General features: G+C 69.6%; 20 protein-coding genes. 8 read left to right on the forward strand and 12 right to left on the reverse strand.

Annotated features, from left to right (window positions below; all coding sequences use genetic code 11):
* Window positions 1-74: 74 nt before the first annotated feature.
* Entirely contained in the window at window positions 75-1,811 is a 1,737-nt protein-coding gene (gene sir / locus CPCC7001_RS02810) for a sulfite reductase, ferredoxin dependent (protein WP_006910618.1), read from the forward strand.
* A gap of 2 nt (window positions 1,812-1,813) precedes the next feature.
* Window positions 1,814-2,230, forward strand: a complete 417-nt coding sequence (locus tag CPCC7001_RS02815) for a hypothetical protein (protein ID WP_043368528.1) — start codon at window positions 1,814-1,816, stop codon at window positions 2,228-2,230.
* Here the strand turns inward: CPCC7001_RS02815 and CPCC7001_RS02820 are convergent.
* The 11 genes from CPCC7001_RS02820 to CPCC7001_RS02865 form a co-directional block, all read right to left on the reverse strand.
* Window positions 2,209-2,928, reverse strand: coding sequence for a M15 family metallopeptidase (locus tag CPCC7001_RS02820; protein ID WP_006910283.1), 720 nt, complete (start codon window positions 2,926-2,928; stop codon window positions 2,209-2,211). The two genes, CPCC7001_RS02815 and CPCC7001_RS02820, sit on opposite strands and share 22 nt — an antisense overlap.
* A gap of 64 nt (window positions 2,929-2,992) precedes the next feature.
* Window positions 2,993-5,479, reverse strand: coding sequence for an ATP-dependent DNA helicase RecG (gene recG, locus CPCC7001_RS02825; RefSeq protein WP_071778338.1), 2,487 nt, complete (start codon window positions 5,477-5,479; stop codon window positions 2,993-2,995).
* The gene (locus CPCC7001_RS02830; protein ID WP_006910060.1) at window positions 5,476-6,597 is read right to left on the reverse strand and encodes a hypothetical protein; all 1,122 of its coding nucleotides are present in this window, start codon (window positions 6,595-6,597) and stop codon (window positions 5,476-5,478) included. The genes recG and CPCC7001_RS02830 overlap by 4 nt, the downstream gene beginning before the upstream one ends.
* A 32-nt stretch (window positions 6,598-6,629) precedes the next feature.
* Window positions 6,630-7,286, reverse strand: coding sequence for a translation elongation factor Ts (gene tsf, locus CPCC7001_RS02835; protein WP_006910642.1), 657 nt, complete (start codon window positions 7,284-7,286; stop codon window positions 6,630-6,632).
* Between the two features lie 71 nt (window positions 7,287-7,357).
* Window positions 7,358-8,071 (reverse strand): 30S ribosomal protein S2, encoded by a 714-nt coding sequence (gene rpsB, locus CPCC7001_RS02840; RefSeq protein ID WP_043368530.1) that lies wholly within the window; start codon window positions 8,069-8,071, stop codon window positions 7,358-7,360.
* 258 nt (window positions 8,072-8,329) lie between these two features.
* Complete coding sequence (locus CPCC7001_RS02845) at window positions 8,330-9,262, reverse strand: glycosyltransferase family 2 protein (RefSeq protein ID WP_006909466.1); 933 nt, start codon at window positions 9,260-9,262, stop codon at window positions 8,330-8,332.
* 90 nt (window positions 9,263-9,352) lie between these two features.
* Window positions 9,353-9,508: a hypothetical protein gene (locus CPCC7001_RS14940; protein WP_006910943.1), complete on the reverse strand. Its 156-nt coding sequence runs from the start codon at window positions 9,506-9,508 to the stop codon at window positions 9,353-9,355.
* Window positions 9,509-9,546: 38 nt separating this feature from the next.
* Window positions 9,547-10,332, reverse strand: a complete 786-nt coding sequence (locus tag CPCC7001_RS02850) for a DevA family ABC transporter ATP-binding protein (protein ID WP_006911782.1) — start codon at window positions 10,330-10,332, stop codon at window positions 9,547-9,549.
* Entirely contained in the window at window positions 10,332-11,504 is a 1,173-nt protein-coding gene (gene devC / locus CPCC7001_RS02855; protein ID WP_006909249.1) for an ABC transporter permease DevC, read from the reverse strand. The genes CPCC7001_RS02850 and devC overlap by 1 nt, the downstream gene beginning before the upstream one ends.
* Complete coding sequence (locus CPCC7001_RS02860) at window positions 11,504-12,430, reverse strand: HlyD family efflux transporter periplasmic adaptor subunit (RefSeq protein WP_006911050.1); 927 nt, start codon at window positions 12,428-12,430, stop codon at window positions 11,504-11,506. Before CPCC7001_RS02860 ends, devC begins: the two co-directional genes overlap by 1 nt.
* Window positions 12,427-13,194, reverse strand: coding sequence for a phycocyanobilin:ferredoxin oxidoreductase (locus CPCC7001_RS02865; protein ID WP_050757045.1), 768 nt, complete (start codon window positions 13,192-13,194; stop codon window positions 12,427-12,429). The genes CPCC7001_RS02860 and CPCC7001_RS02865 overlap by 4 nt, the downstream gene beginning before the upstream one ends.
* Before the next feature lie 74 nt (window positions 13,195-13,268).
* Here CPCC7001_RS02865 and CPCC7001_RS02870 point away from each other — a divergent pair, with 74 nt between their 5' ends.
* Genes CPCC7001_RS02870 through CPCC7001_RS02880 form a run of 3 tightly spaced genes read left to right on the forward strand, consistent with a single transcriptional unit; the run spans window position 13,269 to window position 16,772 of the window.
* Entirely contained in the window at window positions 13,269-14,555 is a 1,287-nt protein-coding gene (locus tag CPCC7001_RS02870; protein ID WP_050757046.1) for a pitrilysin family protein, read from the forward strand.
* Window positions 14,552-15,859 carry a pitrilysin family protein gene (locus tag CPCC7001_RS02875; RefSeq protein ID WP_006911763.1) on the forward strand — a complete coding sequence of 436 codons (1,308 nt, stop codon included), beginning with the start codon at window positions 14,552-14,554 and terminating at the stop codon, window positions 15,857-15,859. Before CPCC7001_RS02870 ends, CPCC7001_RS02875 begins: the two co-directional genes overlap by 4 nt.
* 25 nt (window positions 15,860-15,884) lie before the next feature.
* Window positions 15,885-16,772, forward strand: a complete 888-nt coding sequence (locus CPCC7001_RS02880; RefSeq protein ID WP_006910204.1) for a ferritin-like domain-containing protein — start codon at window positions 15,885-15,887, stop codon at window positions 16,770-16,772.
* A gap of 66 nt (window positions 16,773-16,838) precedes the next feature.
* Here the strand turns inward: CPCC7001_RS02880 and CPCC7001_RS02885 are convergent, their stop codons facing one another.
* On the reverse strand, window positions 16,839-17,204 hold the full coding sequence (locus CPCC7001_RS02885) for an NAD(P)H dehydrogenase assembly family protein (RefSeq protein ID WP_369699339.1): 366 nt from the start codon (window positions 17,202-17,204) through the stop codon (window positions 16,839-16,841).
* Window positions 17,205-17,290: 86 nt separating this feature from the next.
* On the opposite strand from CPCC7001_RS02885, the gene CPCC7001_RS14945 reads away from it, so the two are divergent.
* From CPCC7001_RS14945 to CPCC7001_RS02900, 3 genes are read left to right on the forward strand one after another with little or no spacing between them, the layout of a single operon-like run.
* Window positions 17,291-17,866, forward strand: coding sequence for a biotin transporter BioY (locus CPCC7001_RS14945; protein ID WP_006909959.1), 576 nt, complete (start codon window positions 17,291-17,293; stop codon window positions 17,864-17,866).
* Window positions 17,863-18,330, forward strand: coding sequence for a signal peptidase II (gene lspA, locus CPCC7001_RS14950; protein ID WP_006909235.1), 468 nt, complete (start codon window positions 17,863-17,865; stop codon window positions 18,328-18,330). The genes CPCC7001_RS14945 and lspA overlap by 4 nt, the downstream gene beginning before the upstream one ends.
* Window positions 18,311-20,482 carry a transglycosylase domain-containing protein gene (locus CPCC7001_RS02900; protein WP_006910166.1) on the forward strand — a complete coding sequence of 724 codons (2,172 nt, stop codon included), beginning with the start codon at window positions 18,311-18,313 and terminating at the stop codon, window positions 20,480-20,482. Before lspA ends, CPCC7001_RS02900 begins: the two co-directional genes overlap by 20 nt.
* Window positions 20,483-20,485: the final 3 nt, after the last annotated feature.

Below are 20,485 nucleotides of genomic sequence, written 5' to 3' on the forward strand. Positions count from 1 at the left end.
CCAACTTTATGGAGCGACGCGCAACGCGGCAGGCTGGAAGCCGGCCCCATTCGCTACGGTCGTTGGGCTATCGGGTGGTTGCCGACATCGTGACGTCTGGGCCGACAAAGTTCGAGCAACTGAAGGCCAACAGTGGTCATCTGCGGGAGCCGCTCCTGAGCGAGCTGGGCAACACGGCGCCGAACTTCACCGAGAACGCCGTTCAGATCCTCAAGTTCCACGGGAGCTACCAACAGGACAACCGCGACAAGCGTCAGAAAGGCCAGACCAAGGACTGGCAGATGATGCTCCGGTTGCGCAATCCCGCCGGCCGGGTGCCAGCCCAGCTCTACCTGGCCATCGATGAGCTGGCCGAGCGCTATGGCAACGGCACCCTGCGGGTCACCACCCGCCAGGCGTTCCAGATGCATGGCGTGCGCAAGGAGCACCTCAAGGAGGTGATCGGCACGATCGTGCGGTCACTGGGGTCCACCCTGGCGGCCTGTGGAGACATCAACCGCAACGTGATGGCGCCCGCCGCCCCCTTCTCCAAGGCGGGCTATCCAGCCGCCCGCCAGCTGGCCGACGACATCGCCGATCTGCTCGCCCCCCAGGCGGCGGAGGGCTCCTACCTCGACCTCTGGGTGGACGGGGAGCTGAGCTACCGCATCAAGCCCAGTGCTCCGGTGCGCAAGGTGAAGGCGCGCCAGAGCGAAGGCGGTGTGTTCAGCGGTGACGGCCAGGAGCCTCTCTACGGCTCCACCTATCTGCCGAGGAAGTTCAAGGTGGCGGTCACCGTGCCCGGTGACAATTCGGTGGATCTCCTCACCCAGGACATCGGCCTGGTGCTGTTCTGCGATCCGCAGGGCCGACCCCAGGGCGCCAATGTCTATGTGGGCGGTGGCATGGGCCGGACCCACAACAAGGAGGAAACCTTCGCCCGCACGGCCGATCCGCTCGGCTATGTGGCCTATGGCCATCTGCTGGATCTGGTTCAGGCCATCGTGGCCCTGCAGCGTGATCACGGCGACCGCCAGCAGCGCCGCCACGCCCGCATGAAATACCTGATCCACGATCGTGGTGTGGACTGGTTCCGCTCCGAACTTCAGTCCTCCTACTTCTCCCATCCGATCAAGGGGATGCGTCAGGAGCCGACGATCCGGCTGGAGGACTACCTGGGCTGGCATCGTCAGGACCGGGGACTGTGGTTCGTGGGTCTGCCCGTGCTCTGCGGCCGCATCAGCGGCAGCTTCAAGGCGGGGCTGCGCCGCCTGGTGGACACCTACAAGCTGGAGCTGCGGCTGACTCCCAACCAGGACGTGCTGCTGTGCAACATCGGCACGGCCCAGCGCAGCAGCATTCGGGCGGAGCTGGCTGCCATGGGCATCGAGAGCCCTGAGGCACCGGCACCGCTGGCCCGCCATGCCCTGGCCTGCCCGGCCCTGCCGCTGTGCGGCCTGGCGGTGACCGAAGCCGAGCGGGTGCTGCCCGACGTGCTGGATCGCCTCGACGGGCTGCTGCACCAGCTGGGGATCAGCAAGCCCGTGCTGGTGCGCATGACCGGCTGCCCCAACGGCTGTGCCCGGCCTTACATGGCGGAGATCGGCCTGGTGGGCAGCGGCCCCGACCTCTATCAGCTCTGGCTGGGTGGCACCCCCAACCTCAGCCGTCTGGCCGAGCCCTACCTCGAGAAGATGCCCCTGGGCGAGCTGGAGCCCACCCTGGAGCCGTTGCTGCGGGCCTGGCAGGTGGCCGGAGGGCGGGTGAGCTTCGGTGACTTCGTGGTCCGCCAGGGTCGACCGGCCGTGGAAGCCCTGCTAACGGCGGCCTGACCATGGCGGTGGTGGTGGTCCAGGGCCTGGACGAGCGGAGCGGTGGTGGTCGGGCAGGCTCTGGCCGGCCCTGGCCCTGGAGGGCATTGCAGCTCGCCGCCGCTGCCGCCCTGGCTGCCACAGCCGCGCTGCCGGCCCAGGCCCAGGGCCGCCGGGGTCCACCGCCACCGACACCGAAAGTGGTGATCTACGACCCCGATCCTGTGAGTTGTCAGCCGGACACCATCCGCCAGGCCTTCGCGCGGCATCTGGCCCCCTTTGCCGACCAGAGCCCGGCGGTGCTGGCCCGGCTGCGTGAGGTGCAGCTGGAGATGACGGACTCCAGCCTGCGGCGCTGCGTGGCCAAGGGGCTGATGGAGCCGGAAGCCGCTGCCGCCCTGCGCCAGGAGCTCGCGGCTCAGACTCCCACGCGGCCATAGATCGCCGCGGGCTGGCCGCAGCGCCAGGCCCAGAGCTGATCGCCCCAGCTGAAATGCCACCACTCCCCCGGGTGCTGGGCAAAGCCCGCTGCCGCCATCACCTTCTGCAGCAGGCGGCGATGGCCATGAACCGCCAGGGCCCGCTCACGCTCACCCGCATCGCGGCTCGCCGCAGCCACCCCGAGAAAGTGGTCGGGTGCCGACACAGCACCGATGGCATCGATGGGCGAACCCATGTCGATCGGGGCGCCGTGCCGGTCCGCCAGGGTGAGATCCACCGCTGCTCCGGTGCTGTGGGGCGGCGGGGCGCCTGGGTCCGGGTTCGGTGGCGCCCAGAAACGACCCACCTCGCGGCTCACCTCCGCCAGTGCCGGCCCGGCGGCGAGGGGATCGACCCCCCGGTCGCGGCAGAGTTCCGCTGTGGCGTGCCGCACCATGAACGCCTGAACCGCCAGGGGCCGCCATCCGTCGAAGATGGCCAGCCGCCATTCGGGCTGCTGGCTCTGCAGCGCCCGCTGGGCCGCCAGCAGCCGCTCCACCACGCCTTGCCGCAGCTGGAACGGCGATCCCCCCTCACCGTAGGGAGCGCCCAGGGCGACGTAGGGATGGGGTTCCAGCCGCCACAGCGCCGCCGGCAGGGGCACCAGGGCGTCCGGGCTGGGATCGATCGGAATCGCATTCCACGGACGCCGCTCCATCTGCTCACCGGGCTGGGCTGACCGGACTGTGTTGATCCTGGCCAGATTGCCTCACCCGATGGCCTCAGTTGAGCCGAACCCCACCGCTGAGCCGCTGCCGCTGGAGAGCCAGCATGGCGGCCAGCTTCGGATGGTGCTGCAGCTCCGGATCGGCGGCCAGGATCTCCTGGGCCACCGCGCGCGCCTGCTCCAGCACGCTGCCGTCGTCGGTGAGGCTGGCCAGGGCGAGATCGGGCAGCCCCGACTGCCGCGTGCCCAGCACCTGACCGGGCCCCCGCAGGCGCAGGTCCATCTCGGCGATCTCGAAACCGTCGCTGGAGCGCACCAGCACATCCAGCCGCTGCCGGGCCAGGGCGTTGCGGCTGTGGTTCACCAGCAGGCAGTGGGACGCGGCGGCTCCCCGGCCGACCCGGCCGCGCAACTGGTGCAGCTGGGCCAGTCCGAACCGCTCCGCATGCTCCACCACCATCACGCTGGCCTCCGGCACATCCACACCCACCTCCACCACCGTGGTGCTCACCAGCACCTGGCTCTCCCCGGCGGCGAAGGCGGCCAGGGCCGCCTGCTTGTCGGCACTGGCCATGCGCCCATGCAGCAGCCCCACGCACAGATCGGGGAAGATCGCCTCGCTCAGCTGCTGGTGCACCTCCACCGCGGAACGCAGATCGAGCTTTTCCGACTCCTCCACCAGCGGCAGCACCACATAGGCCCGCTGCCCCCGCGACACTTCCTTCCGGATCAGCTGGTAGGCCTCATCCCGCTCGCCGGCGCGGAGCAGGCGCGTCTGGATCGGCGTACGGCCCGGTGGCAGGCCATCGATCTGACTCACGTCCAGATCACCGTGGACCGAGAGGGCCAGGGTGCGCGGGATCGGGGTGGCGGTCATGGTGAGCAGATGGGGCTGGAGCCCCTTGGCGAGCAGACGATCGCGCTGGGCCACGCCGAAGCGGTGCTGTTCGTCCACCACCACCAGTCCCAGCCGGGCGAAGGCCACCGGATCCTCGAGCAGGGCGTGGGTGCCCACGAGCATCTGCAGCTGGCCGTTGGCCAGATCCTCCAGCAACCGCCGTCGCCGCCGCGCCGGTGTGGATCCGGTGAGCAGGGCGCAGCTCACGTGCAGCTGGGGAAGCCAGGCGCAGAGCTTCTGGTAGTGCTGCTCCGCCAGCACCTCGGTGGGCGCCATCAGGGCACCCTGGCAGCCGGCGTCGATGGCGGTGAGCAGGGCCGCAATGGCCACCACGGTCTTGCCGCTGCCCACATCCCCCTGCACCAACCGCGCCATCGGCTGCTCCCGGGCGAGGTCGGCGCGGATCTCCGCGATCACCCTCTGCTGCGCCGGGGTGAGCTGGAAGGGGAGGAGCTCCAGAAAGCGGGCCATCAGGCTGTCATGGACCGGGCTCTGCAGCGGCGGCGACGGGCTGCGGGTGAGCTCCCGCCGCCGTTGCAGCAGTCCGAGCTGCAGCAGCAGGAATTCATCGAACACCAGCCGATGGCGGCCGGCCTGCAGCTGCTCCTGGTCGGCGGGGGCATGGATCTGCTCCAGGGCCTCGGCGCGCCCCACCAGACCATGGGCGTGGCGCAGGGCCTGGGGCAGGGGGTCGTCCCACTGACGCACCTGGGGCAGCACCGCCGCGATGGCCTGCCGCAGGCGGTCGGCGCCCAGCCCCTCGGTGAGGCCGTACACCGGCAGCAGGCGGCCGATCACGGGGGAGCGCACGGTGGCCTGCGGGCTCTCCAGCACCTCGATCAGCGGATCCTGGAAGGCCGGGCCGTAGGGGGTCTCCTTCACCAGACCGCTCACGGCCACGCTGGCGCCGGGGGGGTACTGGCGCTGTTGTGCCTTCAGCCAGGCCGGACTGGCAAACCGCCGGCCGGCGAAGAAACGGCTGACCCGCAACCGACCGGTGGGATCACTGAGCTGCAGCTCCAGGATGCCCAGGTTGGGGTTGCGAGGACTGGTGAAGGCCTGGCAGCGGCGCACCGTGGCCACGATGGTGGCCGTGCGGCCCACCTCCAGGCCCGCGATCCGCACCCGATGGGCGTAGTCGAGGTAGTCGCGGGGGTAGTAGTGCACCAGATCCCGCACCACGAACAGTCCAAGCTGGGCCAGACGGGCCGCCGTGCGGGGGCCGACGCCGCGGATCGTGCCCAGGGGAGCCTCGGGGTCCAGCGCGCCTCTGGTCGCCAGTCCCCCCGCTGCCTGGGCGGGGCTGGCGACTGGCTGTGGCGCCAGCCGCAACCTGGGCGGGCCGATCGGCGCGGGGGGCTGCCACCACTGGCGCAGTTCATGGAGGTACTGGCGACAGTCCCTGACGAGGCCCTGCCGCCGGGCGGCCGTGAGCTCCCCATAGCGGGCGAAGCCTGCCACCAGGGCCTGCCGGCGCTCCGCTCCCGGCAGACCGGCGGCGGGAGGGTGCCGCAGGCTTCTCTCGAGAAACGTGCTGAAGCGTTCCTGACGCCCCTGCAGGTCTCCGAAGCCCCGATCCACCTCCAGCTGCAGGGCCTGTTGCAGGGTCCGAAGCCAAGGTTCGAGCTCAGGGCTGGCGCTCAGCTCTCGGCTGGGTCCCGCGGAGGGGCTGGCGTGCGGTTGTCCTCCAGCCACAGCCGTTCGGCCTCCAGCGTTCGCAGCCGCCGCTGCACCCGGCGGTAGGTCTGGGCCATTCTGCGCACCTCCTGGGTGTGCTGCTGCAGCCGCTGGCGGCAGGTTCGCAGCCGGGGATCCTCCAGCTCCAGATCCACCAGCCGCAGCAGCACCGCCACCAGGGCAAGCGGGGCGCCGCTGCCCGCCGCCTCCGCAGGAACCTGGAGCCGCAGCAGGTTGGCAGGAGCGGGCAGCATCTCCACCTGGCCCTGCAGGGCGGCGTCGAGCAGCCCCACCGGCAACAACCCCTGGGTGAGCCCGAGGCGCAGGCAGTCCATGTTCAGCGCATGGGAGAGGTTGCGCAGCCGGCGCGTCAGAGCTCGCTCATAGCCGGTCAACCAGGTGAGCAGCCGTGTGGGATCCGTGGGGAGGCCTGCATCGCTCCAGGGAACTCCACCCTCCGGACCTTCCGCGTCCTCGAGCGTTTCCGGTGCCAAGGCCTCCGAGAAGGCCTGCACCATGGCCTCCATGGCGCCGCCTGCCGGTTCGGTCCCCGGGTGCTCCTGGGCGGCGGCCCCGGCATCGCCAACGTCATCGGACGCCGCTGGGGGGGTGGCCTGCGGCAGGTGACGCGGATCGATCGGCGGTGCCATGGCCAGGTGAATGGAGCCCGGGGCCCGGGGCCAGTCGCTCGCCTCCGGGGACGGCCGTTCCTCCTCTCCGGGTTCCGGTGTCCGCAGGTGCTCCAGCATGCGGGCCTGGTCCTGGTGCCGCTCCCGCTGATCCACCCGGGCGATCTGGGCGGCCATGGCCGTCACCTGCTCCACCGTCAGCAGGGTGCAGGCACGCCGGGCCAGATCCTCCATCCGCCGATGCAGCTCATGGCGCCGGGCAGCGGGCAACCGGCAGTAGCGGTCGGGGCGGAGCTGGGTGGCCAGATGGAAACAGGCCTGCTGCATGGCGGGCAGCAGGCCCTGTCTCAGCACCTGGAGGTACAGGGCCAGATGGCGGTAGAGCTCGGGGTTGCCGCGTGCCACGTCGGCACGGATGGCGGCCAGCTGGCGCTGGGCCTCCTGGAAGGCGTCCACAGGAGCGGTGGGAACGGGCGGCCCGATGGCGCTCAGGAGGCCTGCATGGCGGCCACTTCGGCGGCGAAGTCCATCTTCTCCACCTCGATACCCTCACCGAGGTTGAAGCGCACGAACCGCCGCACCTGGATGTTCTCCCCCACCTTGCCGGCCACCTGCTTCACCAGTTCAGCCACGGTGATGGTGCTGTCCTTGATGTAGGGCTGGTCCATCAGCGCCATTTCCTTGAGACGCTTGCCGATCCGTCCGGCCACGATCTTCTCCTTCATCTCCTCCTTCTTGCCGGCGAGATCGTCCCGGCCCATCTCGATCTGCTTCTCCCGCTCGGACACGGCGGCAGGAATGTCCTCGGTGCTCACATAGTCCACGGAGGGGCAGGCTGCAATCTGCATGGCCACATTGCGGATGAGCTCCTGGAAGATCTCGCCGCGGGCCACGAAATCGGTCTCGCAATTCACCTCCACCAGCACACCGACCCGGGCACCGGTGTGGATGTAGGAGCCGATGGCTCCTTCTGCAGCGGTGCGTCCGGCCTTCTTCTCTGCGGAGGCGATCCCCTTCTGACGCAGCCACTCGACAGCCTTGTCGGCATCACCCTTGGTTTCGGTGAGTGCCTTCTTGCAGTCCATCATGCCCGCGCCAGTCTTGTCGCGCAGCTCTTTCACCAGCTTCGCCGAAATGTCAGCCATGGGTATGGAAATTACGGGATGGGTTGTTGAAAACAGAGAATCCGACTCAGGGATTCAGGTTGATCGCCAACTCAGGCGTCGTCGGCCTGGGCCTGGTCACTGCTGCCGTGGCGGCCTTCGTTGATGGCGTCAGCCAGGCGGCCCAGCACCAGCTGCACGGAGCGCACGGCATCGTCGTTGCAGGGGATCGGCACGTCGCAGAGATCGGGATCGCAGTTCGTGTCCAGCATCGACACGAGCGGGATGTCCAGCTTGCGGGCTTCCAGAACGGCGTTGGTCTCCCGGCGCTGATCCACCAGCACCACCACATCGGGCAGACGCCGCATGTTCTTCAGGCCACCCAGATACTTCTGAAGCCGGTCCAGCTCGCGCCGCAGCACGGCCGCTTCCTTCTTCGGCCGCATGGCGATCGCGCCGGACGACTCCATGCGCTCCAGATCCTTCAGCCGCTCGATCCGCGCACGCATGGTGGTCCAGTTGGTGAGCATGCCACCGAGCCAACGCTGGTTCACGTAGGCGGCGCCGCAGCGGGTCGCCTCCAGGGCGATCACCTCGGAGGCCTGTTTCTTGGTGCCCACGAACAGAAAACGCTTGCCGCTGCGGGCGGCGCTGCGCACCCACTTGTAGGCGTTGTTCATGCAGACGGCGGTCTGCACGAGATCGATGATGTGAACTCCGTTGCGCGCGCAGTAGATGTAGCGCGACATCTTGGGGTTCCAGCGACGGGTCTGGTGCCCGAAGTGGGCACCCGCCTCCATCATTTCGGCGAGAGTGACGACAGCCATGGTGGTTGGGGTTTCGGGTTTGCCTCCACCTGCCTAGGGATCAGGGGGCTCAGGGTTCAGGCCAGCAGGGAAGCGGAGCTCCCAATCGGTCCTTGCACCACCCGACGCCGACCAGGCAAGGCTGCAGGGCAGCAGGCCGGGGCCAGGGCTGAGTCCTCGATCACCCGAAACACGCAGGTGTGCGGAGTGAAAGTTGACCCTGGAACCTTACCAAATCGCCCTGCTGGTCTGTTCTCCCGGTTCTTTCGGCGGCAGGGATCAGGCCAGTCCTTCGCGCCGCGCCTGGGCCCGGAGGGCCCGCACACCGAGGCGGTTGAGCGGCAGCCGCAGCAGCTCCAGCGCCAGGGCCGCCTGTCCCCGGCGGATCAGCCAGCCCAGCACGGGACGCAGAGTGCGCTCATTGAGCCATCCACCCAGGGTGAGGAGCTCCCAGAGCAGACGGTGGAACCAGGTGAACTGGATGATCATCCGCACCCGTCTGCTGGGATGCTTGCGGAAGAACACCAGCGCCATCCTGGCCCGCTCCTGCTCCAGCCGGATCAGGGCTGGAATCTGCTCCAGGCTGAAGGCGGGATGCCAGTGGTAGCCCACGGCTTCGGGGCAACGGATCAGGAGCACGCCCAACTGGCGCAACCGCTCCCCCAGTTCCAGATCCTCCCAGCCATAGAGCCGGAAGCTGGTGTCGAACAGCCCGGCCTGCTCCAGCAGATCCCGGGCGATGGCCACATTGCCCGTGGCGAAGTAGGCCCAGGAGTGATCCCGCAGCTTGTGACGTTCGCCGGTGGGATCCTCGAAATCGGCCGTGTTGATCACGGCGCCATAGGTGAAGCAGCGCCGGTGGCCCAGCCGCTGCCAGGCACCACGCAGACCGGCCGCATGGCTGCGCAGAAAGCTGGGGGTGACCACCAGATCGCTGTCGATGAACACGATCACATCGCCGCGGGAATGATCCACCCCCCGGTTCCTTCCTTCGGCTGGGCCGCCATGGTCCTGCAGCACCAGCCGCACGTGGGGCAGCTGGTGCCGGTGGGCCTCCAGCCAGGCCACCGTGTCGTCAGTGGAACCGTCGTCCACCACCACCACCTCGTAGCCATCGGCCTGGTCCGCGAGCTCCTGCTGCTCGAGGGCCAGCAGACACTGGCGCAGGATCGGCAACCGGTTGTAGGTGGGAATGACGACACTGAGAAACATGGGTCGTCCGGCTGTGATGCGGAAGCGGGCAGGGTCAAAAAAAGGGGATCCGCCCGGATCCCCACTGCAGGAAAGTGAACGGCAGACGGTTCAGTCGGCGGCGCCGCCGTTGTTGGCCGTGCCGGTCACGCCGTTGCCCACACCTTCACCCCGGCCGTCGTTGCGCAGCTTGCGTTTCTTGAACTTGCGCGCATAGGCGCGGTTCCGTTCCTGCTTTTCCTTCTTCAGATTTCTGCGCTTGGCCATAGGGTCGGTACTTCAGGTCAGAGGAAAACCCACCCTACTCAACCAACCTCCTGGCCCTGCACCACGGCCGCCACGCTGGCTTCGCTGAGGCGTCCGTCCTCCATCTGCACCAGCCGGTCCGCCACGTCCAGGATGCGGGGGTCGTGGGTCACCATCAGCACGCCGCACCCCTGTTCCCGTGCCAGACCCTTGAGCAGATCCACCACCTCGCGGCCGCTGCGGCGATCGAGGGCGGCGGTGGGCTCATCCGCCAGCAGCAGCCGCGGATGGGCCGCCAGTGCCCTGGCGATCGCCACCCGCTGCTTCTGGCCTCCCGAGAGGTCATGGGGAAGTTTGTGCAGATGGTCCCCCAGGCCCACGGCGCGGAGCCATTCGCGGGCCTGGTCACGGCGGGCCCGGTAACCCAGACCCCCGATCAGGTCGGAGCCCATCTGCACGTTCTGTTCAGCGCTGAGGCAGCGCAGCAGGTTGTGGCCCTGGAAGATCATGCCGATGTGCCGCCGCAGCCGCTGGCGCACGCCCCGGCCGGCCCCGTGCAGTTCCTCGCCGAACAGCACCACCGAACCCTCCTGCACCTGGCGCAGGGCTCCCACCAGGGTGAGCAGGGTGGTCTTGCCGCAGCCGGATGGACCCGTGAGCAGCACCACCTCCCCCGGGGCGATCTGGAGGTTGATGCTCTGCAGCACCTGGCGGCGCATGTCGCCGGAGCCGAACCAGTGGCTCAGGCCCTGAATCCTCACCAGGGGGTCACGGCCGAGGCGGCCGGCGGCCTCGGATGCGGGATCGAGCACCGCCTGGCCAGAGGTGTGGGTGGAGGAGCCCATCAGAAGATCTCCGCCGGATCGGCATCCGCCAGCCGGCGCATGGCCAGCGCCGCCGATCCCATGCACATCACCAGAATCATGCTGAACACGATCACCGCACGGGGTGTGGACATCTCCACCGGGAGATTGGTGCCGCTGCGCACCAGGGCGTAGAGGCCCTGGCCTACCCCGTAGGCCGGCACGTAGCCGAGCATCGCCAGGATCAGTCCTTCGCGGGCCACCACGCCAAGCAGGGACGGCAGGCGGTAGCCCATGGCCATCAACGTGGCGTACTCGGGGAGGTGATCGCTCACGTCGGAGTAGAGGATCTGGTACACGATCACGCAGCCCACGATGAAGCCCATCGCGGCCCCGAGGGTGAAGATGAAGCCGATCGACGTGCTGGTGCGCCAGTAGGTCTTCTCGAACTCCTCGAAGCCCTCCTTGGTGAACACGCGCACGTCACTGGGAAGGCTGCGCTCCAGCCGCTCCAGCACCGCCTGGGGGTCGCTGCCGGGCTTGAGCCGGATCAGCCCCAGCTCGATGCTCCCCGCTGGAGTGCCGGGCACCAGCTGCAGGAAAGTTTCGCGGCTGGTGAGGATGTTGCCGTCGGCGCCGAAGGAGGGGCCCAGGCTGACCAGCCCGGTGACCCGCACCCGGGTGCCGGCCACTTCCGTTTCCACGGTGCGGCCCTGCTTGAACCATTCGGCGATGGGGCCGAACTCGGGTCGGGAGGCCTGGTCAAACAGCACGCGCCCCTTCTGCGTGAGGGTTTTGGCCTTCTCCGCCAGCTCGGGATCGGTGAACAGGGGGTCGTTCGGTTCGAAGCCGAGGGCCAGAATCGAGCGGTTGCGGCTGGTCTCCGGGTTGCGCCAGAGCAGCAGGTTCCAGTGCACGGGCGTGGTGCCCTGCACGGCCGGATCGGCCATGGCCTGAATCAGCCGGCGGCGCGGGAAGCCAGCCATGCCGATGGAACTCATCGTGCGGGGGCTGATCAGCACCAGATCGGCGTCGAACAGCCGGTGCACCGTGACACTGGCATCGAACAGCCCGTCGCGGAAGCCGAGCTGCATGAACATCAGGATGCCGGCGAAGGCGATGCCGGCCAGGGCCACCGCCAGCCGCAGCGGCTGGCGGGACAGCAACAGCCAGGCCAGAGGGATCCTGCGGGCTTGCCAGAGGCGCTGCAGCATCAGGGGGTGAAGCGGGCGATCACCTTGAGGCCGGTGCGCTGGCGCACCCGCTGGGCGTCAGCCGGATCCAGCTCCACCCGCACCTCCACGATCCGGGCATCCACATCACCGGTGGGGTCGGTCTCGAGGACGTCCCGCTGCCGCACCTGGGGGCTGATCCGGAGCACCCGGCCGCTGAGCGTACCCTCGAAGCCGCCGTTCTCACTCGTCAAGGTGACCGTCTGACCCACCCGCACCCGGTCGATGTCGCTCTCGTAGACCTCGATCAGGGCCTCCATGCGATCGCTGGCCCCCAGATCCAGCACGCCGTCGTCCGTGGGACGCTCGCCCACCCGGGCGTGCAGCCGCAGCACGGTGCCGCCGATCGGAGCTCGCAGCTCGGTGAGCTTGAGGTCCGCATCGATGCGGTCGCGCTCCGCCAGGGCCTCCTGCAGCTGGCCCTTGAGCTCGAGGAGATTGGTCTCCCGGGTGTCGAGCTCGCCGCTGGGGATGGCGCCGCTTCGGCTGAGGGAGCGGTAGCGGGCGATGTCCCGTTCCTGAACGCTGACCCGGCTGCGCAGGTTGGCGATCCTGGCCTCCACCAGGCGACGCTGGGCCTGCAGCGGGTCGGCGGTGTCGAACACGGCCAGCAGCTGGCCTGGGGCCACCCGTTCGCCTTCCTGCACCAGCAGTCTGGTGATGCGGGGACTGCCGCCGATGCCCGTGATCGGGGCGGCCAGGGACCGGATCTCCCCCCGGGGATCGAGGCGGCCGAGGGCCGCCACCGCCTCGGGACGAGCCGGTTGGGCCACGCTGCCGGCGGGGGCTGCCGCGGGCTGGCGGCTCATCAGGCGTTGGCCGGCGATCACGGCCAGGGCCAGCACCACCGAGCCGCTGAGCACCAGCAGAAGCGTGCCGGAGCGGAACTCCCGGCCCAGGATCGTCACGGTGCCGGTGGGTCGTCGAAAAGGAGCTCTTCGATGTAGCGGTCGGCCCAGGCCGGGTTGAACGCCTTCTCCAGCACCCGACGGGTCTTGTCGTTTTGTTTCTGCTGCTTGCAGTACCGGAGCTGGCCGTTCCATCGCGCAACAGTAGCCGGAGCGTCGCTGGGCTGCGCTTCGCTGACTCTGATCGCTGCGGCGAGCACGTCGAGCACGTCGGCCACCTCCCCGATGAAGGCCTGCTCCTCGGCTTCCGACACCGGCCGGATGAACCGCACATGGGGGGAGAAGATCGAGCCCCAGGCGGGCAGCTCCCGCTCCTGCTGGTACACGCGCTTCTGCCGCCGGGCCAGGGCCTGCTCGATGCCCGCGGGCAGCACGCCCGTCACCGGCGAGAGATCCACGATTGCAGCGGACACGCCGGCCGGTCCGGCCACGATGTCGGCCCCGAACACCGGCAGGTCGTAGCGGGGATCCGGGAACAGCACGCAGTGCAGGATCTGCAGGCCGGCGCCGAGGCGGGCCGTTTCCAGGTGCAGCTTGCGCAGGCCCCGGCACTGCTTCAGCTCGTTGCGGATGAACAGGGCCTCGCCGTCCAGGCTGCCGCAGATGGCCTCCAGTTCGGGATCGATCGCCAGGGGGGCCAGATCCGGCATCGCCTGCCAGCAGCTGCGGATGCGCTCGGCCAGGGCATCCACCAGCGGATGCACTCCCCCCGCCGCCCTGCTCGCAGCCACCCTGGCCCGGTCCTGATCGGAACTGCTCGCCATGGCTCGGCTCCTCAGCACACGCCTGTCTGCAGGGCCCGGAGGACGCCCCCAGCCAGCAGAATGCTGATCCTGCCATGCGTTGTGCCTTGCCCCTGGCTCCCGCTTCCATTCCCCTGCCAGGCCTGGCCGACCCCCAGCTGGACACCCTGCCCAACGGTGCCCGCATCGCCCGGATGCCTCTCCCTGAGGCCCCGCTGGTGTGCGTGGATTTCTGGTGCCGGGCAGGCAGTGCCTTCGAGCAGCCCGGTGAGAGCGGTCTGGCCCACTTCCTCGAGCACATGGTGTTCAAGGGCAGCGCCCATCTCGAACCGGGTGAGTTCGACTGGCGGATCGAAGCCATGGGCGGCAGCAGCAACGCCGCCACCGGCTATGACGATGTGCACTACCACGTGCTGATCCCCCCGGCCGCGGCTCCCGAAGCCCTCGACCTGTTGCTGGAGCTGGTGCTCGAACCTCGCCTGGAGCGCGAAGCCTTCCAGCTGGAGCGGCAGGTGGTGCTCGAGGAGCTGGCCCAGAGTGAGGATCAGCCCGAGGACGTCGCCCTGCAGCGGCTGCTGCGGCTCGGCTGCGGCGACCATCCCTACGGAGCCGCGATCCTGGGGGAGCGCCAGGCCCTGCTGCACCACACGCCCGCCGCCATGGCGGGGTTCCAGCGCCGGCTGTACGGCGCCAATGGTTGCGTGCTGGCCCTGGCCGGCGCTCTGGACTCCGTGGCTGCGTCCCTGGACAGCCGCATCCAGAACGGTGCCCTGGCCCGGCTGGCACCGATCCCGTCGCCACCGCCACCGCCGGCGCTGGCGGTGCAACCGGGTCAGCACCGCATCGCCCTGCCGCGGCTGGAGTCCGCCCGCCTGCTGATGCTCTGGCAGCTCCCCGCCGCCGAGGATCTGCATGCCGTGATGGGAGCGGATCTGCTCACCACGGTGCTGGCGGAAGGCCGCCGCAGCCGCCTGGTGGCGCTGCTGCGGGAAGAGCTGCGGTTGGTGGAGAGCATCGACCTCGACCTCCACGTGATGGAGTGCGGCAGCTTCGCCCTGCTGGAGGCCATCTGCGACGCCTCCGATCTGGAGACGGTGGCGGCCGCGATCGAACAGGCCTGGCACGAGCTCGGCGAACGCCCGCTCGGCGCCCAGGAGTGGGATCGGGCCTGCCATCTGGTGGGCAATGGCTACCGCTTCGGCCTCGAGTCGGCCGGTGGCGTGGCGGGCACGGTGGGCAACAACCTGCTCTGGGGCCGCAGCCATCCCCTGGCCCGGCCGCTGGAGGAGCTGGGCCACTGGTCGCCCGATCGCCTGCAGACCAGCCTGGTGCCGCTGCTGGATCCGGCCCTGGCCTGCCGGCTCGAGGCGGTGCCCGCATGAGTCGCTGGACCTCCAGCCGCCTCGCTGGCGGCCTTCCCCTGGTGAGCCAGCACCGCCCCGGCGTCGGCCTGGTGGCGGCGCGCCTCTGGATCCGTGGCGGCAGCAGCGTGGAAGGGCCCGGGATGCGAGGGGCCATGCAGCTGCTGGCCGGGGTCATGACCCGTGGCTGCGGCGAGCTTGACGCCGAGCAGCTCGCCGATCTGGTGGAAGGACGCGGCGCCGCCCTGCGCAGCGAAGCCCATGAGGACGCCCTGGTGATCAGCCTCAAGTGCGCCAGCAGCGATCTGCTCGAGCTGCTGCCCCTGCTGATCGCCATGGCCCGCGATCCAGCCCTGGAGGACGACCAGGTGACCCTCGAGCGCGACCTGAACCTCCAGAACCTGCAGCGGCAGCAGGAGGATCCCTTTCAGCTCGCCCATGACCACCTGCGTCGCTTGCTCTACGACGACGGCCCCTACGGCCACGATCCTCTGGGGGTTCCCGATGAGCTCTCCCGGCTGGGCCCCGGCGAGATCCGCCCCCAGCTTGCGGACCTCGGGCGCCATGGCGCCGTGCTGGTGCTCTGCGGTGACCTGCCGGATCCCGATGCCGTGCGGCAGTGCCTCAATGCCCAGCTGGCCCTGACGCCCTGGCCGACGGCTGCCCCCCAGCCGGCACCCCAGCCGGCGCCCCTACGTCCCGGCTCCGCCGGCGCGGACCTGGCGCTGGTGCCCCAGGACACCGAACAACTGGTGCTGATGCTGGGGTCGGCCACGGTGCCCCTGGGCAACCCCGATGCCCTCTGCCTGCGGTTGCTGCAGGCCCATGCCGGCGTAGGGATGTCCAGCCGGTTGTTCGTGGTGATGCGGGAGGAGCGGGGACTGGCCTACGACGTGGGGGTGCACATGCCGGGACGCTGCGGCCCCAGCCCCTTCGTGTGGCACATGTCCACCTCCGCCGATCGGGCCGCCGAGGCCCTGGACTGCCTGCTGGACGAGTGGATGGAGCTGGGCCGCTCGCCCCTCAACGAAGACGAGCTCGTCCTGGCCAAGGCCAAATTCCGCGGCCAGGAAGCGATGGGCCGTCAGACCTGCGGCCAGGTGGCCGACCGCCAGGCCCTCGTGCTCGGCCACGGCCTTCCCGCCACCTATGTGCACGATGCCCTCGCCGAGGCGGAAGGGCTCGCGGCCATCAGCCTGCAGGCCGCAGCGCAACGCCAGCTGGAGCAGCCCAGGCTCAGCCTCTGCGGACCGGGCCCCGCCCTGGAGGCTGCGGCCGAGGTGTGGCGACGGCGCCAGCCCCATGGGCCGCCGGACACTCGTTAACGTCGAAGCACGATCCTGGCGTTCCATGCCTGTCACCTATCCCCGCAAGCTCTCCAACAACCTCAGCGCCCGGCAGGTGATGCAGCAGGTGGTGAAAAAGCGGGAATTGCAGATTCTCTTTCTGAACAGTTATCGCTTCAACGAACAGCGCTCCTGCCTCGAACTCACCAGCCTGATCGAGTTGCTCGACGGCGAACCAGCGGAACTGGTGCGTGATCTCTCCCACCACGTGAGTGATGAGGCCCGCCATGCCGTGTGGCTCACCGACCTCCTCTACGAGCTGGGCGAACCGATCGGCAACCCGGCCACGTCTTCCTACATCGACGAGCTCAACCGCCTGCTGGACAGCTCCGCCGCCGGTGCCCGCAAGGATGAGGCCGTGGTGGCGGCCCTGGCCTCGATCAACGCCACCGAAAAGCGCGGCTGCCAGACCTTCTCGGCCCACATCCACGCCCTCAAGACGGCCCCGGCCAGCGAAGAGAACGCCAGGATCCAGGCCACCCTCGAGAAGATCCTGCCCGAGGAGGCCGCCCACGTGCGCTGGGGCAACCGCTGGCTCTGCCGGATCGCCAGCCGCAGTGCCGCCGACCGCGCCCGGGTGGATGAGGCCAAGCACCGCTATTCCCTGATCGAGCACGCGGCCTATGCCGCCGGCATGGACATCACCGCCGGGGCAGAGCTGCGAAGGCTGGCGAGCCTGGTGGACATCGCCAACACCATTCCCGCCTGGCAGCGTCCGGCCTACCTGCTGGAGCGTCTGCCCCAGACGCTGCTGGCACCGGATCTGCAGAAATCCCGCTTCCTGGCGGCGCGCCGGGTGTGGGAGCAGGAACCGGCCCAGTTCTTCGAGACCTTCGTGCCGATGTTCCTCAGCGGCCTCAAGGGGCTGCGGCCCAGCTCCAGCCGGGCCTGAGGCCAGGGTCAAGGCAGATTCCAGATCCGCCAAGGCAGCTCGGCTCAGGCTGTTCAGCTGCTCGGCTCAACCCTGGGCCCCATCCTTCCCTTCGGAATCGGACCCTTCGGATCCGGACGCAGCGCTCACGGCTTCCGCTTCCACCAGAAAGGTGCCGCGCCGGAATCGCACGGCCAGCTGGCCCAGGGCCCGCAGGCCCACCACCGTGCCCACCTCATCGATCCCCACCAGATCGGGCGGCCGCAGCATGGGCATCGGATCGGCTGTCTTGAGATAGCGCGGTGTGCGCTGGAGGCTCACCTGATCACCGACGCGCCAGGCCCTCACCGCCTCCTGCGGTGCCATGCCGGCCTGCTCGGGGCTGGGGGAGCCGTCTTCGCCGCTGGTCGGGCTCGGCTCCGAAGGGCCGGTGGGTGATGGAACGGGTGGCATGGGCAGAGGCAGCAGCCCCATTCAACCCAACGGTGGCGGCCGGGGACGGCGGCGCGGCAAACTGGCCCCTGACCGGCACGGACGCTTTGCGGGCTCTAGCGAACTGGAGTGGAGCGGTTGCCGGCCTGCTGCTGATCCTGGTGGGTGGCCTGATCCAGGCTGCCCTCCCCCTTCCCCAGGCCTCCGGTGGCTGGGCCCTCACGCCCCTGCCGATCACGCTGCAGGTGCCGGCTCTGCTGCTCACCGCCCTGGTCTGCGGCCCCCGCAGCGCCATCCTGGCGGCGGTGGCCTACCTCAGCCTGGGCCTGTTCCAGCTTCCGGTGTTCCATGGTGGCGGAGGAGCGGCCTACCTGCTGGACCCGGGCTTCGGCTACCTGGCGGGCTTTCTTCCCGCCGCCTGGCTCACGGGCAGGCTCGCCCGTCAACGCGGCATGAACGATGTGCTCAACCTCACCCTCGCGAGCGTGACCGGCCTGGTGGTGATTCAGGTGTGTGGGGCCCTCAACCTCCTGCTCGGTGCCCTGGCCGGCCGCTGGCCTGGCGGCGTTCTGCCGCTGCTGATGAGCTATTCCGTGGGGCCATTGCTGCCCCAGCTGCTGCTCTGCTGCGCCGTGGCGACAACGGCCCTGGTGCTGCGGCGTCTGCTGCTGGTGCCCTCGTGAGTGCCGGCCGCAGGCGCAGCTATCTGCTGGCCGCCCTGGTGGTGCTGCTGGATCAGGTCAGCAAGGCCTGGGCCGTGCAGGCCCTGCCACCCGGCGTGCCCCGACCCCTGCTGCCCGGACTCCTCGAGCTGCTGCTCACCTGGAACACCGGTGCGGCCTTCAGCCTCCTGACCGGCCACACCGAGGTGCTGGGGGTGGTGAGCCTGGTTGTGGGCCTCGGGGTTGCGGTGTGGATCGGGCGCCAGCGGGCGCTGAGCCTGGCCCGGAGCCTGGCGCTCGGCTTCCTGCTGGGGGGCGCGGTGGGCAATGGCATCGACCGCTGGCGGCTCGGGGCTGTGGTGGACTTCCTCTCCTTCGTGCCGTTGAGCTTTCCCGTGTTCAACCTCGCCGATGTGGCCATCAACCTGGCCGTGCTCTGCTTCGTGATCGATCTGTTCGGAAACCATGGCCCCCGTCGCGCTTGAGCTGCTGCGTCAGCGCTGGCGACGCTGGCGCCAACCGGGCCAGGCCCAGCTGCTGCTCCATCTGCCGGGCCAGGGCAGCCGGTCCGTGGCGATCCACAGCGGGGCCTACCGCATCGGGCGGGAGGGGGATGTGCAGATTCCGATCAACCATCCCGCCGTGAGCCGTCAGCACGCGTTGCTGGAACGGCGGGCCACGGGTTGGCTGCTCAGCGACCGCGGTTCCACCAATGGGCTCTGGTGGCGTGGCCGCAGGGTGCAGCAGCTGATGCTGCGCGACGGCGACACCGTGCGCTTCGGTCCCAGCCACCAGCCGGGGCTGCCGGAACTGGAGTTCCAGCAGCGGCCACGGCCGCAACTGGAGAGGATCGTGCGCGGCGCGTCCCTGGCCCTGGCCGGCCTCAGCGCCGGCGGCGTGGCTCTGCTGGCCCTCTCGGTGCTGCAGAGCCCCATCCGCGGCAGCCTGGCAACCGTGCGGGGCCCCCTGGCCCTCTACGACCGCCAGGGCAAGCCGATCAACTCGGTGCAGGGCCTGGAGCACCGGGAACTGGCGGGGTTGAACGACTACCCGGCCGTGCTCGTCGATGCCCTGCTCTCCAGTGAGGATGCCCGCTTCTGGTGGCATCCCGGAGTGGACCCGGTGGGCACCGCCCGGGCCCTGGTGACCAACCTGCTGGGCGGGCGGGTGCTCGAGGGTGGCAGCACCCTCACCCAGCAGCTCGCCCGCAGCCTCTATCCCGACCAGGTGGGCCAGGGGGAGACCCTCGCCCGCAAGTGGCGGGAACTGCTGGTGGCCCTGCAGCTGGAGGCCCGCTTCAGCAAGCACGACCTGCTGCTCAGCTACCTCAACCGGGTGTACCTGGGGGTGGGCTGGGGCTTCGAGGACGCTGCCCGCCACTACTTCGGCAAGCCCGCGGCCAAGCTGGAACTGCAGGAGGCGGCCCTGCTGGTGGGTCTGCTGCCCTCCCCCAATGGCTACGACCCTTGCTTCGATCCCCAGGCGGCCCTGGATTCGCGCAACGCCGTGCTGCTGAAGATGGTGGACACCGGCCGCCTCAACGCCGATGCGGGCCGCACCGCCCGGCGCAGTCCGATCAAGCTGGCTCCCGAGGCCTGCAAGCGCGCCGCCGAGCTGCGCGGCGCTCCCTTCTACACCGATCAGGTGCGCCGCGATCTGGCCGCCCAGGTGGGGCCGGCCGTGGCGGCGGAGGGCAACTTTCTGATCGACACCTATTTCGACCCCCGCGTGCAGGCCCAGGTGGAGCGGCTGCTGCGGCAGCGGCTGAACAGCAGCCGGGGCCTCAACATCACCGAGGGGGCGGTGGTGATCCTGGATGTGCGCAACGGCGGCATCGTGGCGATCGCCGGCGGCCGCGATTACCAGCAGAGCCAGTTCAACCGGGCCACCATGGCCGTGCGTTCGCTGGGCAGCGCCTTCAAGCTCTTCCCCTACCTGGCGGCCCTGGGCCGCGGTGCCAGGCCCGCTGATCCGGTGAGCTGCGCCCAGCTGCGCTGGCGGGGGCAGACCTTCAGCAGCGACTGCAGCGGCAACCTCTCGCTCGTGTCGGCCTTCGCCACCAGCAGCAACACCGCCGCCCTGCGCACGGCCCAGAAGGTGGGCCTCGATGCGGTGGTGCAACAGGCCCGGGATCTGGGCATCACCAGCCCGTTGGCGGCGGTGCCCGGCCTCGTGCTCGGCCAGAGCGAAACCACCCTGCTGGAGCTCACCGCCGCCTATGGCGCCGTGGCGAACGATGGGGTCTGGCATCCACCCACCACCATCCGGCGGCTGGTGGATGCCGAGACCTGCCGCGGCAAGGAGAGTGCCCAATGCCGGCAGGAGGAGGCCGCCAGTCCGTCCACGGTCAGCCCCGGCCGCCGGGTGGTGACCGCCAAGACGGCTGAGGCCATGCAGCAGTTGCTGAGAGCCGTGGTGACCAGCGGCACCGGCCGGGCCGCCCGCCTGGGTGGCCGCGAGGGGGGCAAGACCGGCACCAGCAATGACAACCGCGATCTCGTGTTCATCGGCTATGCGCCGCAGCGCCACTGGGTGATGGGCGTCTGGCTCGGCAACGACGACAACAGCCCGACGAAGGGGTCCAGCGCCGTGGCCGCGGGGCTCTGGGGCGACATCATGCGGGCCACGGGTTCCTGAGCG

The organism is Cyanobium sp. PCC 7001, assembly GCF_000155635.1.
Taxonomy (GTDB): Bacteria; Cyanobacteriota; Cyanobacteriia; order PCC-6307; family Cyanobiaceae; genus NIES-981.

Coding starts and splice junctions, on each gene's coding strand:
- CPCC7001_RS02815 (WP_043368528.1), top strand. CDS start 1,814: ATGGCGGTGGTGGTGGTCCAGGGCCTGGACGAGCGGAGCGGTGGTGGT.
- CPCC7001_RS02820 (WP_006910283.1), bottom strand. CDS start 2,928: ATGGAGCGGCGTCCGTGGAATGCGATTCCGATCGATCCCAGCCCGGAC.
- tsf (WP_006910642.1), bottom strand. CDS start 7,286: ATGGCTGACATTTCGGCGAAGCTGGTGAAAGAGCTGCGCGACAAGACT.
- rpsB (WP_043368530.1), bottom strand. CDS start 8,071: ATGGCTGTCGTCACTCTCGCCGAAATGATGGAGGCGGGTGCCCACTTC.
- CPCC7001_RS02845 (WP_006909466.1), bottom strand. CDS start 9,262: ATGTTTCTCAGTGTCGTCATTCCCACCTACAACCGGTTGCCGATCCTG.
- CPCC7001_RS14940 (WP_006910943.1), bottom strand. CDS start 9,508: ATGGCCAAGCGCAGAAATCTGAAGAAGGAAAAGCAGGAACGGAACCGC.
- CPCC7001_RS02850 (WP_006911782.1), bottom strand. CDS start 10,332: ATGGGCTCCTCCACCCACACCTCTGGCCAGGCGGTGCTCGATCCCGCA.
- devC (WP_006909249.1), bottom strand. CDS start 11,504: ATGCTGCAGCGCCTCTGGCAAGCCCGCAGGATCCCTCTGGCCTGGCTG.
- CPCC7001_RS02865 (WP_050757045.1), bottom strand. CDS start 13,194: ATGGCGAGCAGTTCCGATCAGGACCGGGCCAGGGTGGCTGCGAGCAGG.
- CPCC7001_RS02870 (WP_050757046.1), top strand. CDS start 13,269: ATGCGTTGTGCCTTGCCCCTGGCTCCCGCTTCCATTCCCCTGCCAGGC.
- CPCC7001_RS02875 (WP_006911763.1), top strand. CDS start 14,552: ATGAGTCGCTGGACCTCCAGCCGCCTCGCTGGCGGCCTTCCCCTGGTG.
- CPCC7001_RS02880 (WP_006910204.1), top strand. CDS start 15,885: ATGCCTGTCACCTATCCCCGCAAGCTCTCCAACAACCTCAGCGCCCGG.
- CPCC7001_RS02885 (WP_369699339.1), bottom strand. CDS start 17,204: ATGCCACCCGTTCCATCACCCACCGGCCCTTCGGAGCCGAGCCCGACC.
- CPCC7001_RS02900 (WP_006910166.1), top strand. CDS start 18,311: ATGGCCCCCGTCGCGCTTGAGCTGCTGCGTCAGCGCTGGCGACGCTGG.